Origin of the sequence: Streptomyces sp. NPDC002463 (genome assembly GCF_042889835.1) — a bacterium.
Lineage (GTDB): Bacteria > Actinomycetota > Actinomycetes > Streptomycetales > Streptomycetaceae > Streptomyces > Streptomyces nymphaeiformis.
This window is the reverse complement of sequence record NZ_JBIARL010000013.1, coordinates 218,000-231,308: the sequence shown is the minus strand read 5'-3', so window position 1 is coordinate 231,308 and position 13,309 is coordinate 218,000. Positions and strand designations below refer to the sequence as shown.

Sequence of the window (13,309 nt, the reverse complement as noted above, 5' to 3'; positions counted from 1 at the left end):
GCGGTGGCAGACTTGCCGGGTGAGCAGCAACGAGACCGATCTCCGCGATGAGAAGCCCCAGTTCGTCCTCCCCCTGGTCGTCAGGATCGAGCGCGACGCGCCCCCGAGCCGTACCGACGCCCTGGAGACCGCGGCGCGGGCCGTCCTGGAGATCCTGACCGACGACCGCTCCCTCGGCGACGGCGAGTGGGCACAGGCCGTCACCGACTGGCAGGACGCCCGGATCCGCAAGGTGGTGCGCCGGGCGCGCGGCGCGGAGTGGCGCCGCGCGGGCACGCTGCCGGGGATCACGGTCGACGGCACGGAGGCGGAGGTACGGGTCTTCCCGCCCGTCCCGCTCGACGGCTGGCCCAAGGACCTCGCCAAGCTCCAGGTCTCGGGCACCGACCTCGACGACCCGTCCGCGCCCGGTCCCGTACCGGAGGGGGCGGCGGTCCTCTGGCTCAACCCGGAGCTCGACATGTCGGCCGGCAAGGCGATGGCCCAGGCCGGACACGGGGCGCAGCTCCTGTGGTGGGCGATGCCGGAGGCCGACCGGAAGGCCTGGCACGAGGCGGGCTTCCCGCTCGCGGTCCGGACGGCGGCGGCCGAGGACTGGCCGCGCCTGACGTCGAGCGGCCTCCCGGTCGTCCGCGACGCGGGCTTCACGGAGATCGCCCCGGGCTCGTGCACGGTGGTGTCCGAGGGCAGCGCTCGCTTCGCCCCGCAGCTGCGTCTCCCCCGGGCGTGACGACGCCCCGCCCCGGCGGGCGAGCCGCGGGTGTCGGACCCGTGCCGTAGCGTGCGTCGGGTCTTGCACCTCGAGGAGTTCTCCATGTCCGTTCACGCCCGGCTCCACGCCACCGTCCCGTCGCTCATGTCCTCACCGCAGGCCGGTCCGCCGGAGATCGCGGGGCCGCCCGGGCGCAGGATGCTCGTCCAGCGGAGCGACGAGGAGATCGTGGCGCAGCCGCTGGACGACGCCTTCGCCGCGGTCCCGGGGGCGGAGGTCCGTTTCCCCGCGCCGTGGCCGCGCAGCCGCGGGACGTGGGAGGTGTCGCCGGACGCGAGCCTGACCGTCTTCGCCGGGGTGCACGCGGTGCGCGCCGTGGAGCCGTCGGGTGCGACGCGCTGGGAAGTCCGGCACGGATGCTGGTACGGCGCGTGCCGGACGATGCACGAGTCGTACGGGGAGTACGCGGAGGACCCGGGCCACCGTTACCCGGACGGAGGGTCGGTCGGCTTCTCGGCGGACGGAGCACTCGTCTGGGCCCACGTACGCGGCCCGTTGCCCGACGGCGAGCTGAGCCCGGACACGGTCGACGAGTGGCTGGTGATCGACACCGGGACCGGTCGTGTGCTCGCCCGCGCGAACGCCGAGTCCGCAGCGGCCGGCAGCCTCCACGTCCCGCACCCGGCCGATCCCCGCCGGATGGGCCTCAGCATCGGTGAGGGCCAGGACGGAGCACCCCTGCGCCTGGGCGGCTGGGACGGAGAACGACTGGACGTGACGTACGTGGAGGGCGACCTCTGCCTGATGAACATGAGCCCGTCGGGCGAACGGCTCATGACGGTCTCCCACGACCAGAACGAGCTCTCCGTCCGGGACCTCCACGGCATCCTGCTCGACGGCCTCGAATGGGACGCGGAGTCGGTGCTCCCACCGCATCCTGACGCCCCGTCGGAGGACGAGGACGAAGAACCCGTCTACTGGGACTGGGCCGGCGGCTTCGTGGACGAGTCGACCCTCGTCGTCTCGACCGTCGAGAGCGACGACGAGTGGGGTGAGGTCCGGCACTGGCTGCTCGACACCACGGGCACGCACGGACTCCGGCCGATCACCTACCCCGCCCAGCCTTCCGGCCAGCCGACCGCACTCGGGAACGGCGCCTGGGCGACGCCGTCCGAGTCCGGCGACGCCCTGCACGTCTGGGTGGCTGCCGGTCGGTGACCGCCGGGACGGGGGCGATCACGTCGGCCGAAGCTCAAATGAAGCTCTGAACCTCGGCCTCGTGGGGTTCGGTTGACGCCGCCTGGGCCATCAGGTGAGGGACTGAGGACCGAAGGAGGGGGACATGACGGAACTCGGCATCGGCATCGGCTGGCGTCCCGAGATCGCGGAGGCGGTGGAGGCGCTGTCCGGAGTCGACTGGGTGGAGGTCGTCGCGGAGAACATCTGCGCCGACCACCTGCCCGACTCGCTGACCCGGCTGCGCGAGCGCGGCGTGACGGTCGTCCCGCACGGCGTCTCGCTCGGGCTCGGCGGCGCGGACCGGCCGGACCCGGCGCGGCTCGCGGCGCTCGGCGAGAAGGCGGTGGCCCTGGGGGCGCCGCTGGTCACGGAGCACATCGCGTTCGTACGGGCCGGGGGACCGCTCACCGCGACCCCGCTGCTCGAGGCGGGGCACCTGCTGCCGGTGCCCCGGACGCGGGACGCGCTCGACGTGCTCTGCGAGAACGTGCGCATCGCGCAGGACGCGCTGCCCGTGCCGCTCGCCCTGGAGAACATCGCGGCCCTGATCGCCTGGCCGGACGAGGAGATGACGGAGGGGCAGTTCCTGGCGGAGCTGGTGGAGCGTACGGGGGTACGGCTCCTCGTCGACGTCGCCAACCTGCACACCAACCACGTCAACCGGGGCGAGGACCCGGCCAGGGCCCTGTCCGAACTGCCGGTCGAGGCCATCGCGTACGTGCACGTGGCGGGCGGCGTCGAACGCGACGGCGTCTGGCACGACACCCACGCCCACCCGGTCCCGCCCGCGGTCCTCGACATCCTGGCGGACCTCACTTCGCGGGTGACCCCGCCGGGCGTGCTGCTGGAGAGGGACGACGACTTCCCGCCGGCGGAGGAGCTGGCGCGGGAGTTGGGGGCGATCACCACCGCTGTGGGCGTACGTTCCGCAAGGGCGGACCATGTGGGCACCACCCACCGGCACGGCGCCCTTCCGCTGACTCCCGCACCTCGACGGGCCCCGCTCCTGATCGGCGCCGGGGCGCGCGTCTCGGGCGGTGTCATGCCGGGGGCCGTCGTCGCGGACCCCGCGCCGGCGGACGCCGCCCGCCAGCACCTCGCCGTCACCCAGGCCTCCCTCCTCTCCGCGCTCGTCGCCGGCACCCCCGTCCCCGAGGGCTTCGACACCCGTCGTGTCGGGGTCCAGAGCCGTGCCCTCGCGGCCAAGCGGGCCGGGGTCGTCGCGAAGGTCGCGCCGGAGCTGCCGGAGATCCTCGGGAAGGACTTCCGGCCCGCGTTCCTCGCGTACGCCAGGTCCCGTCCCATGACCGGCGGCTACCGCCGTGACGCGCTCGACTTCGCCGAGCACCTGCTGCTCGCGGGGCGCCCGGAGGATCCGGCGGCGCGGCAACAGCTCACCGAGTGGTGGCAGGACCGTTCCGGCAGCCGCCCGCCGGGCCGTGCCACCCGGCTCGTCCGGGCCGCCCGCCACGCCCTCGTACGGAGATGACCCCGTGAACATGCTCGTCGTTCTCGTCTACCTCGCGGGCGCCGTCGGCATCGCCCTCGTCATCGCCCGGGTCGTCCGGACGCGCGGCGGCCCCGGCGGGCCCGTCCACGACCGGTACGAGGTCGCCTTCCTCAACGGCGGCCCGGCCAGGGTCGTGGACACCGCCCTCGCCGCCCTCCAGGCGGACGGCAGGATCGCCATCGGCGGGCCCGGCATCGTCGCGGTCGTCCGCCCCACCGCGTACGACCCGGTGGAGCGCGCCGTCCTCCAGGAGCTCGCGGCCGCCCCGCACGGGGCCCTGCACCATCTGCGGCTCGGTGTGATGCGGCACCCGGCGGTCCAGGAGATCGGCAACGGTCTCGCGGCGCGCGGGCTGGTGGTCGAGCCGGCGACGCGGCGGACCACGGGCCGCTGGTGCGGCGTCCTCGGGGTGACGGCGTTCGCGCTCTTCCCCCTGTCGATCGTCCTCACGGTGGTCGACTTCGCCGCCGACCCGGACTTCCGGCTCCCGTTCATCATCAAGGTGCTGCCGATGCTGTTCGCGGCCGGGATCACCGCGATCGTCTGCGCCTCGATCGCCGCGAAGCAGGTCACCTCGGCGGGCCGGCGGGCGGTCTTCGCGTACGGGAGGGAGCACGGCCATCTCGCCGACGCCGGCCTTCCCGTGGCCCTGCACGGGCTGCGGGCCGTGCCGGACCCGGTGCTCCGGGAGCAGCTCGTCGCCGCCGCCCGGTTCTACGGGCCGCCCCGCCGCAACGGGCGCGGCGGGCGGCGGCCTTCGCCGTCGCACTTCTCGTCCTCGGACGCCGTCGCCCTCGGCGTGGCGACCGAGTGGTGTGCGACCAACAGCTCCTGCGGAGGCGGAGGAGGCGGCGGGAGTTCCTGCTCGGGTGGGAGTTCCTGCTCCTCCGGGTCCTGTTCCTCCGGCTCCTGCTCCGGCGGCGGGTCGAGCTGCGGAAGCTCCGGTTCGTGTTCCAGTTCCAGCTCGTGTTCGAGTTCGAGTTCCAGCTCGTGTTCCAGCTCCAGCAGCTGAGCGGCCATTCGGGTGGCGGGCCTGCCCGTCGTCCCGTAGAACCGGGGCATGGTCTGGGTTCCGCTCCTCCTCGTGGCGTACGTCGTGGCCGGTGTCGGCTGTGTGCGGGTCTGCCGTGCCTCGCTCGCCGCCGGCCCCCACGCCACGCCGGGCGGTGCGGACGATCTCACCGTGTGCGAGGCGGCCTATCTGGCCGGCGGACCGCTCCGGGTGACGGACCTGACCCTGGTGTCGATGCACCGGGCGCGGCGGCTGCTGCTCGCCCACACCGGCTGGGCGACGGTCGTGGACGCCTCCGGCGGCGGGGACGAGCTGGAGCGTGCGGTGCTCGGCGCGATCGGGCCGGGCGGACAGTCGCCGATTCCCGCCGTGCGTCCGGTGGTCGCCGCCGCCGAGTCCGTACGTCTCCTCGCGGAGGGACTCGTGGAGCGGGGGCTCGCCGTGTCCGAGGAGGGCCGCCGGGAGGTCGCGGCCGGGATGCGGGCGGTACGGGCGGGGTTCCTGCTGACGCTGGTGCTCGGGGCGGTCGCGGCGCTGCTCGTGCCGGCGGAGGAGCGGGGCCTGGTCGTCGCCGCCTTCGCGCTGCCGCTGGTGGGGTCGGGGCTCTGCCTGCTGATCGGGCGGGTCGAGGTGTATCCGTACACCCGCTGGGCCTCACCGGCCGGGCAGCGGCTGCTGTCCGGGCTGTCGTCGGCCGATCCGCTGACCGCCCTCGCGACGCGGGGTCCCGCCGTCCTGGAGCCGGAGCTCCGCGCGGCCCTGCGCGGCTGAGAGCCGCCTCGAAGAAAAAGGTCCCGGAAATGACGCCGGTGCGGCGCGCGTGACGCGCGCCGCACCCGGAGCCGGACCCGGTGTCGCTGGAGCGGCGGGCAATGGTGCCGCCCGCCGTCTGATCTTCCGGGTCAAGGGGTGGCGCGCCCGGCCGGGAGCCGGGCGCGCCACCAGGTTTCGCAGGGCCGTCAGGCCAGGCCCGCCACCAGGTCGGCGACGCTCTTGCGGCGGCCGGTGTAGAACGGGACCTCTTCGCGGACGTGCATCCGGGCCTCGGAGGCGCGCAGGTGGCGCATGAGGTCGACGATGCGGTGCAGCTCGTCGGCCTCGAAGGCGAGGATCCACTCGTAGTCGCCGAGGGAGAAGGAGGCGACCGTGTTGGCGCGGACGTCGGGGTAGCCGCGGGCCATCTTGCCGTGGTCGGCGAGCATGCGGCGGCGGTCCTCGTCCGGCAGCAGGTACCAGTCGTAGGAGCGCACGAAGGGGTACACCGAGACGTAGTCGCGCGGGTTCTCGTCGGCCAGGAAGGCCGGGATGTGCGACTTGTTGAACTCGGCGGGGCGGTGCAGCGCCATGTTCGACCAGACCGGCTCCAGGGCGCGGCCCAGCTTGGTGCGGCGGAAGAGGCTGTACGCCTCCTGGAGCTCGTCGCTCGTCTCGGCGTGCCACCAGATCATGACGTCGGCGTCGGCGCGCAGACCGGACAGGTCGTACGTGCCACGGATCGTGATGTCCTTGGCGGCGAGCTGGTCGAACAGCTCCTGGACCTCGTCGGCGTAGCCGGCGCGGTCCTCGGGCAGAACGTCGCGCAGCTTGAACACAGACCACAGGGTGTAGCGGATGACCTCGTTGAGGTCCTTCGCCTTCTTACCGGCGTTCGGGATCTTTTCGGGCGCACTCATACGCCTATTCTCGCCCGTCACAGGGAGTGCCCCGCACCGGGGTCGGTCCTTTTCGACGTGGCGATGATCTCGTCGGCCGCGCGGTGGGCCGAGGCGACGCAGGCGGGGATGCCGACGCCGTCGTACGCGGCGCCCGCGAGGCGCAGTCCGGGGAGGGCTGCGACGGCCGCGCGGACGCGGGCGACACGGGCGAGATGGCCGACCGGGTACTGGGGCAGGCCGCCGATCCAGCGGGTCACCGTGCTCGCGACGGGACGCGCGGAGAGGCCGGTGGCGGCGGCGAGGTCCTTGAGGGAGGCGTCGACGAGGTCGGAGTCCTCGCGGTGGACCTGCTCCTCCTCGCCGTGGCGACCGACGGAGGTGCGCAGCACGAACAGGTCGGGGGCGCCGTCGGCGACCCACTGCCACTTCCGGGCGGAGAAGGTGGAGGCCTTGATGGTGTGGCCGTCGACGGGCGGGACCAGGAACCCGGACCCTTCCAGGGCGGGCATGTCGGCGCGGCGGAAGGCGAGGGTGATGAGGGCCATGGAGGCGTAGTCGATCGCGTCGAGCTCGGCGGCGGCGTCCGGGGCGTGGCCGCCGAGGAGGCCGGCGGCGACGCCGGCGGGGGTGGCGAGGACCACGGCGTCGGCGTCGAAGGTCCGGTCCCGGGTCACGACCCGCCAGCCGGTGGCGCCGGTGCGGCTGAGGAGGGTCACGGGGGTGCCGGTGACGATCTCGCCGCCGGCGGCGCGGATCGCGTCGGCGACCGCGCCGGGGAGGGTGCCGATGCCGCCGTCGATGCCGAGGAAGGCGGAGCCTCCGAGGCCGGTGGCGGCGCCCGCAGCGTCGGCGGGGGTGGCGGCGCCGGCCCGCTGGACGGCGTGGACGGCGGCGGTGAGCGTGGGGTGGACGCGGGCGGCCTCGAAGAGGGCGGGGACGGCGGCCTTCATCGAGATGCGGTGGGCGTCGCCGGCGTACACCCCGCCGAGGAGGGGCTCGACGAGCCGGTCCACGACCTCGTGGCCCATGCGCGCGGCGACGTACGCGCCGATGGCGATGTCCTCGCCGATCTCGGTGGGCGGCAGCTCCAGGTCGCCGCCGATGCGGCGCACGCCCTCCGCGGAGAGCAGGCCCCCGACGGCGGCGGGGTCGCCGGGGACGCCCATGACGTGGCCCTTGGGCATGGGGACGAGCTCGCCCCGGGACCAGACGGACGCGGTGGTCGTCGCGGGGGCCTGGAGCCGGTCGCCGAGGCCGACGGCCCGGGCGAGGGCGACGGCCTCGGGTCGGCGGGCGAGCAGGGACTCGGCGCCGAGGTCGACGGGCGCGCCCGCGATCTCCCCGGCGAGGAGCTTGCCGCCGAGCCGGCCGTCCGCTTCGAGGAGGGTCACCCGGTGGCCGGCGAGGGCCAGCCGGTGGGCGGCCGCGAGACCGGCGATCCCGCCTCCGGCGACGACGACATGAGGCCCGGCGTGCTGTCCCGTGATGTCCGCGTTCATGGCACCACTCTCTCAAATCGCCCGCGCGCTCCCGTTCCGAGGCCGGACCGTGACCGCATCGCTACCGCCGGAGGGCAACCCGTGCCCGAGGCTCGTACGTCCAAAGGACATCACTCATCCAAAGGGCATCACTCACCACCACCTGGGGGGATCCTCGTGCGGGCAGCGAGAACGAGAACGACGGCCGCGGTCCTGTTGACGGCCTCACTGGTCCTGACCGGCTGCGGCGCGGGCGCCACGGACACGGCCTCCGACGGCAAGCAGGGCATGGCGGCGGCGAAGCCCGCCGACGGGGCGGCCGAGGGCGGGGGCGCCGCGGACGGCAGCGCGGGGGCCGCCGGGAAGCCCGCGCCGAAGGCGCAGGTCCGGCAGCACGTCATCCGTACGGCCTCGCTCTCCGTCGAGGTGAAGGACGCGGCGAAGGCCCTGGCCACGGCCCGCCGGGTGGCGGCGGACGCGGGCGGGCACGTGGAGAACGAGTCGACCGAGCGGGTCGACGACACGCACCTGGCCTCGCAGATCGTGCTGCGGGTGCCGCAGGAGCGGTACGACTCCGTCCTCGGCGAGCTCTCGGGCGCCGGGAAGCTGCTCGACCGCAAGGCGGACGCCAAGGACGTCACCGACCAGGTCGTGGACGTGGAGAGCCGGATCGCCACCCAGCGGGCGAGCGTGGCCCGGGTGCGGGCGCTCATGGACCGGGCGGAGAAGCTGTCCGACGTCGTGAGCCTGGAGAGCGAGCTGAGCCGCCGCCAGGCGGACCTGGAGGCGCTCCTCGCCCAGCAGGCCTCGCTGAAGGACCGGACGACGATGGCGACGATCACCCTCCGGCTCTCCGAGAAGGAGAAGCCGGTGGAGGAGAAGCCGGAGGAGGGCCGTCCCGGCTTCGGGGAGGCCCTGAGCGGCGGCTGGAACGCGCTGGTGGGCGCGGCGGCCTGGATCGGGGTCGTCCTGAGCGCGCTCGCCCCGTGGCTCGCGGTGGCGCTGGTCGGCTTCGTCCTGTGGCGCCGTCTGGTCCGCCCCCGTCTGGCGACCCGCACCAGGGCGGCGGTCCCCGCGCCCGGCCCCGTCCTGCCGGGCACCCCGCGGAACGCGGCCGGGGCGCCGACGATGCCTCACCCCCGGGAGACCCCCGAGAAGTAGCCTCGTGCCCCCGAGGTCCCCCGGCGTCCCCCTGACGTCCCATCATGAGTCCCATGAGTCTCATGAGCGAACGACTGGTGGTCATCGGCGGCGACGCGGCGGGCATGTCCGCCGCGTCGCAGGCGCGCAGGCTCAGGTCCCCCGGGGAGCTGGAGATCGTCGCCTTCGAGCGCGGGCACTTCTCCTCGTACTCGGCCTGCGGCATCCCGTACTGGGTCGGCGGTGACGTCGCCGAGCGCGGGGAGCTGATCGCGCGCTCCCCCGAGGAGCACCGGGCCCGTGACATCGACCTGCGGACGCGGACCGAGGTGACGGAGATCGACGTCCCGGGGCAGCGGGTCCGCGCACGGGACCTGGAGACCGGCACGGAGGCGTGGACGGGCTTCGACAAGCTGGTGATCGCGACCGGCGCCCGGCCGCTGCGCCCGCCGCTGCCGGGGATCGACGCGCCCGGGGTGCACGGGGTGCAGACCCTCGACGACGGCCAGGCGCTGCTCGACTCGCTGTCCGGTACGCCGGGGCGGCGGGCGGTCGTCGTCGGTGCCGGGTACATCGGGGTGGAGATGGCCGAGGCCCTGCTGAACCGGGGCTACGAGGTGACGGTGCTGACCCGGGGCGAGCAGCCGATGGCGACCCTCGATCCGGACATGGGGCGGCTCGTGCACCGGGCGATGGACGGTCTCGGGATCAGGACGGTCGTCTCGGCGCCGGTGACGAAGATCCTGACGGGTGAGGACGGCAGGGTGCGGGCGGTGGCGACGGACGCCGACGAGTACCCGGCGGACGTGGTGGTGCTCGGCACGGGCGTGGTGCCGGAGACCTCGCTCGCGCGGACGGCGGGGCTGCCGCTCGGGGAGTACGGAGGGCTGCTCACCGATCTGGCGATGCGGGTCCGGGGCCACGGGAACATCTGGGCCGGCGGTGACTGCGTGGAGGTCCTGGACCTGGTCTCGGGCCGGGAGCGGCACGTGCCGCTCGGCACGCACGCGAACAAGCACGGCCAGGTCATCGGCGCGAACGTGGGCGGCGGCTACGCGACCTTCCCGGGCGTGGTGGGCACGGCGGTGTCGAAGGTGTGCGACCTGGAGATCGCGCGGACGGGTCTGCGGGAGCGGGACGCCCGGGAGGTGGGCCTGCGGTTCGTGACGGTGACGGTCGAGTCGACGAGCCGGGCGGGCTACTACCCGGGGGCCGCGCCGATGACGGTGAAGATGCTGGCCGAGCGGCGCACGGGACGGCTGCTCGGGGTGCAGATCGTGGGCCGGGAGGGGGCGGCGAAGCGGGTGGACATCGCGGCGGTGGCGCTCACGGCGGGGATGACGGTGGAGGGGATGACGGCCCTGGACCTGGGGTACGCGCCGCCGTTCTCGCCGGTGTGGGACCCGGTCCTGGTCGCGGCGCGCAAGGCGGTGGCGGCTGTTCGGGCGGCGGAATGACCTGAGCGGCGCATGACCGAACGTGTCGTCGACGGCGGCGGCGCCACCGTGCGGGGCGGCACCGGCCGCGACCACGACGCGGGCTCCGTCAACGGCGGCACCGGGCTCGACGTGTGCCGGGTGGCCTCCGGCAGCCCGCCCGTCGGCTGCGAGGCCTGACGCCCGTCGCCCTGTGCGCCGCCGGATGTCCGGCGGCGCACAGCGGCGTGCGGGCACCGGTCAGCGGGCCGTCCGCGTGTGCACGTACTCGACGAGGCGGGACAGGGCGTCGGGGTCCATCGCCGGCATGACGCCGTGGCCCAGGTTGAAGACGTGCCCCTCCAGGCCCTCGGCGGCGGCCAGGACCTCGTCGGTCTTCGCCTCCACCACGTCGGTCGAGGCGAACAGCACGGCCGGGTCCAGGTTGCCCTGGAGGGCCTTGCCGGGGCCGACGCGGCGGGCGGCCTCGTCGAGCGGGACGCGCCAGTCGACGCCGACGACGTCCGCGCCGGCCTCGCCCATGAGGCCGAGCAGCTCGCCCGTACCCACGCCGAAGTGGATGCGCGGGACGCCGTAGCCGGCGACCGCGTCGAAGACCTTGGTGGAGGCCGGCATCACCGAGCGGCGGTAGTCGGCCGGGGCGAGGGCGCCGACCCAGGAGTCGAAGAGCTGCACGGCGGAGGCGCCGGCCTCGATCTGGACCTTGAGGAAGGTCGAGGTGATCTCGGCGAGGCGGTCGAGCAGGTCCGCCCAGAGCTGCGGGTCGCCGTACATGAGCGCCTTGGTGTGCTCGTGGCTGCGCGACGGGCCGCCCTCGACGAGGTAGCTCGCGAGGGTGAAAGGCGCGCCGGCGAAGCCGATGAGCGGGGTGTCGCCCAGCTCGGCGGTGAGCATGCCGATGGCCTCGGTGACGTAGTGGACGTCCTCGGGGGTGAGGTCGCGCAGCCGGGCCAGGTCGGCGCGGGTGCGGATCGGGTCGGCGACGACCGGACCGACGCCGGGCTTGATGTCGAGGTCGATGCCGATGGCCTTGAGCGGGACGACGATGTCGCTGAAGTAGATCGCGGCGTCGACCTTGTGGCGGCGTACCGGCTGGAGCGTGATCTCGGTGACGAGCTCGGGCCGCATGCACGACTCGAGCATCGGGATGCCCTCGCGGACCTTCAGGTACTCGGGGAGGGAGCGCCCGGCCTGTCGCATGAACCAGACGGGGGTGTGGGGCACCGGCTCGCGCCGGCACGCCTTGAGAAACGCGGAGTCGTACGTCCGCGACTGCTGCTTCTTCTGCTGGCCCTGCGGGCTGTCCATGGCACTCACGCCCAGAATCTTCGCATGTGGCGGGAAGCCGCTCGTCCGGGCCGGGTGTCCTCCCTGCACGGAGGCCCCGTTCCGCCTACTCTTCCCCGCATGGCTGCGGCTCAGGGACATTTTTCCGATCATTCCGACGGCGACCGAGGGAAGGACGAGACGGCGGACAGTACGGAGGCGAACCGGGTTCCGCCCGCGTTCCGGCGGGCGGTGGAGGCCTTGCGGTCGGCGAGGCTGCGGTCCGAGATCGAGATCGACCCGACCAGGCCGCCGCAGCGGCTCGCCCCGTACGCGTACGCGGTGGAGGCGGCCGTCGTCGAGGGCGAGGAGGACCTGGCGGACGGGCGGCTCGTCCTGCTGCACGACCCGGACGGGCACGAGGCCTGGAAGGGCACGTTCCGCCTGGTGACCCTGATCCGGGCGGAGCTGGAGCCGGAGATGGCGGCGGACCCCCTGCTGCCCGAGGTGTGCTGGTCCTGGCTGACCGGGGCGATGGAGGCGCGGGGCCTCGCGTACGGGGAGGCGAGCGGGACCGTGACGATGGCGGGCTCGCACTACTTCGGCGGTCTCGCGGACCGCAGGCCGGCGACGCAGATCGAGATCCGGGCGTCCTGGACCCCGCGCGAGGGCCTGGGCGGGGTGCCGGACACGGGGGCGCACCTGGCGGCCTGGTGCGACCTGCTCTGCCAGATCGCTGGACTGCCTCCCGCGCCGGCGGATCCGGGGGCGGGCACGGTGACGGGCGCGGGGGTCGTCTCACTGCCCCAGCGCCGGGGGCCGCAGGGGGCCTGAGGCACGAGCTCGACGAGGCCGCGGGGGCTCGAGGACGAGCCGGACGGGGCCTCGTGGGGGCCTGGAAGGACGAGCCGGACGAGGCCCCGCAGGGGGCCCGTGAGCGGGGCTCCTTCGCGTCCCTCGTGGGGGTGATGGGGCGAGGCCGCTCGTAGGATGATCGATCACGCGTCCGAATTGCCCTAATTATTACTCACCAAATCGTGATCTTTCCCTAAAGGCGGGCGGCCCAGCTGCCGAAGGAGTCAGTGACCCCTTCACAGCACGGGTTCGCCCCCGGCTTCTTCCCCGAGCCGGCTCCGTCCCGCACCCTTCCCCCCAGGAGGCCTGGTGTCCGTTCTCCTCGAGCAGCCCGCAAGCCTGGTCGCCTACCGCCCGAACAAGCCGACGGCCATGGTCGTCGTGGCCGACCCACGCGTCCGCTCCACCGTCACCCGCCACCTGTGGGCCCTCGGAGTGCGCGACGTGATCGAGGCGTCGTCCATCGCGGAGGCCCGTCCCCGCGTCGGCAACCCGCGCGACATCTGCGTTGCCGACGTCCACCTGCCCGACGGCAGCGGCCTGACCCTGCTGTCCGAGACCCGCGCCGCGGGCTGGCCCAACGGCCTCGCCCTCTCGGCCGCCGACGACATCGGCGCCGTACGCAACGCCCTGGCGGGCGGCGTGAAGGGCTACGTCGTCACCGGCACCCGGACCAACATCGGTCACCCGACCCGCCCCGGCGCCGCCCCCATCGGCTCCTCGGCGGCCCGCCTCGGCCACCGCCGCCCCCCGGGTGCCCCGAGCCACCCGGGCGGCTACCGCGAGCTCTCCGGCCGTGAGGTCGAGGTGCTGCGGCTCGTCGCGGAGGGCCAGTCGAACAAGGCGATCGGCGTCTCCATGGGGCTGTCCGCCCTCACCGTCAAGAGCCACCTCGCCCGCATCGCCCGCAAGCTGGGCACCGGGGACCGCGCCGGCATGGTCGCGGTCGCCCTGCGGACGGGGATCATCCACTGACGGCCGGTGGACACGGGCCCGCGCCTGCCGA

At 74.3% G+C, this 13,309-nt stretch carries 13 protein-coding genes; 10 read left to right on the top strand and 3 right to left on the bottom strand.

Features of this window, described 5'->3' with window-relative positions:
* The first annotated feature begins 19 nt into the window (after positions 1-19).
* From ACFYX3_RS26215 to ACFYX3_RS26195, 5 genes are all read left to right on the top strand, one after another.
* A complete protein-coding gene (locus tag ACFYX3_RS26215) occupies positions 20-730 on the top strand; it encodes a peptidyl-tRNA hydrolase (protein ID WP_376590986.1) in 711 nt (236 codons plus the stop codon).
* Positions 731-814: 84 nt separating this feature from the next.
* Positions 815-1,930 carry a hypothetical protein gene (locus ACFYX3_RS26210; RefSeq protein ID WP_389017926.1) on the top strand — a complete coding sequence of 372 codons (1,116 nt, stop codon included), beginning with the start codon at positions 815-817 and terminating at the stop codon, positions 1,928-1,930.
* Between the two features lie 124 nt (positions 1,931-2,054).
* Positions 2,055-3,440: a DUF692 family multinuclear iron-containing protein gene (locus ACFYX3_RS26205; RefSeq protein WP_389017923.1), complete on the top strand. Its 1,386-nt coding sequence runs from the start codon at positions 2,055-2,057 to the stop codon at positions 3,438-3,440.
* A 10-nt stretch (positions 3,441-3,450) separates the two neighbouring features.
* A complete protein-coding gene (locus tag ACFYX3_RS26200; protein WP_389018107.1) occupies positions 3,451-4,473 on the top strand; it encodes a TIGR04222 domain-containing membrane protein in 1,023 nt (340 codons plus the stop codon).
* A gap of 48 nt (positions 4,474-4,521) precedes the next feature.
* A complete protein-coding gene (locus ACFYX3_RS26195; RefSeq protein ID WP_389017920.1) occupies positions 4,522-5,244 on the top strand; it encodes a TIGR04222 domain-containing membrane protein in 723 nt (240 codons plus the stop codon).
* Between the two features lie 188 nt (positions 5,245-5,432).
* On the opposite strand, the gene hemQ is transcribed toward ACFYX3_RS26195, so the two are convergent.
* Together hemQ and hemG are read right to left on the bottom strand one after the other, a co-directional pair.
* The gene (hemQ, locus tag ACFYX3_RS26190) at positions 5,433-6,146 is read right to left on the bottom strand and encodes a hydrogen peroxide-dependent heme synthase (RefSeq protein WP_116158303.1); all 714 of its coding nucleotides are present in this window, start codon (positions 6,144-6,146) and stop codon (positions 5,433-5,435) included.
* A 17-nt stretch (positions 6,147-6,163) separates the two neighbouring features.
* Positions 6,164-7,627 (bottom strand): protoporphyrinogen oxidase, encoded by a 1,464-nt coding sequence (gene hemG, locus ACFYX3_RS26185; RefSeq protein ID WP_389017916.1) that lies wholly within the window; start codon positions 7,625-7,627, stop codon positions 6,164-6,166.
* Between the two features lie 195 nt (positions 7,628-7,822).
* Between hemG and ACFYX3_RS26180 the strand changes: the two genes are divergently transcribed.
* The 3 genes from ACFYX3_RS26180 (at position 7,823) to ACFYX3_RS26170 (ending at position 10,362) form a co-directional block, all read left to right on the top strand.
* A complete protein-coding gene (locus ACFYX3_RS26180; RefSeq protein WP_389017913.1) occupies positions 7,823-8,767 on the top strand; it encodes a DUF4349 domain-containing protein in 945 nt (314 codons plus the stop codon).
* Between the two features lie 62 nt (positions 8,768-8,829).
* On the top strand, positions 8,830-10,203 hold the full coding sequence (locus tag ACFYX3_RS26175) for an FAD-dependent oxidoreductase (RefSeq protein WP_389017910.1): 1,374 nt from the start codon (positions 8,830-8,832) through the stop codon (positions 10,201-10,203).
* 12 nt (positions 10,204-10,215) lie between these two features.
* Positions 10,216-10,362, top strand: a complete 147-nt coding sequence (locus ACFYX3_RS26170) for a hypothetical protein (protein ID WP_389017907.1) — start codon at positions 10,216-10,218, stop codon at positions 10,360-10,362.
* A 60-nt stretch (positions 10,363-10,422) separates the two neighbouring features.
* On the opposite strand, the gene hemE is transcribed toward ACFYX3_RS26170, so the two are convergent.
* A complete protein-coding gene (gene hemE / locus ACFYX3_RS26165) occupies positions 10,423-11,499 on the bottom strand; it encodes a uroporphyrinogen decarboxylase (RefSeq protein ID WP_376594976.1) in 1,077 nt (358 codons plus the stop codon).
* 90 nt (positions 11,500-11,589) lie between these two features.
* Here hemE and ACFYX3_RS26160 point away from each other — a divergent pair, with 90 nt between their 5' ends.
* Positions 11,590-12,282, top strand: coding sequence for a DUF3000 domain-containing protein (locus ACFYX3_RS26160; protein WP_389017903.1), 693 nt, complete (start codon positions 11,590-11,592; stop codon positions 12,280-12,282).
* Between the two features lie 330 nt (positions 12,283-12,612).
* The gene (locus ACFYX3_RS26155) at positions 12,613-13,278 is read left to right on the top strand and encodes a LuxR C-terminal-related transcriptional regulator (protein WP_382659281.1); all 666 of its coding nucleotides are present in this window, start codon (positions 12,613-12,615) and stop codon (positions 13,276-13,278) included.
* The last annotated feature ends 31 nt before the right edge of the window (positions 13,279-13,309 follow it).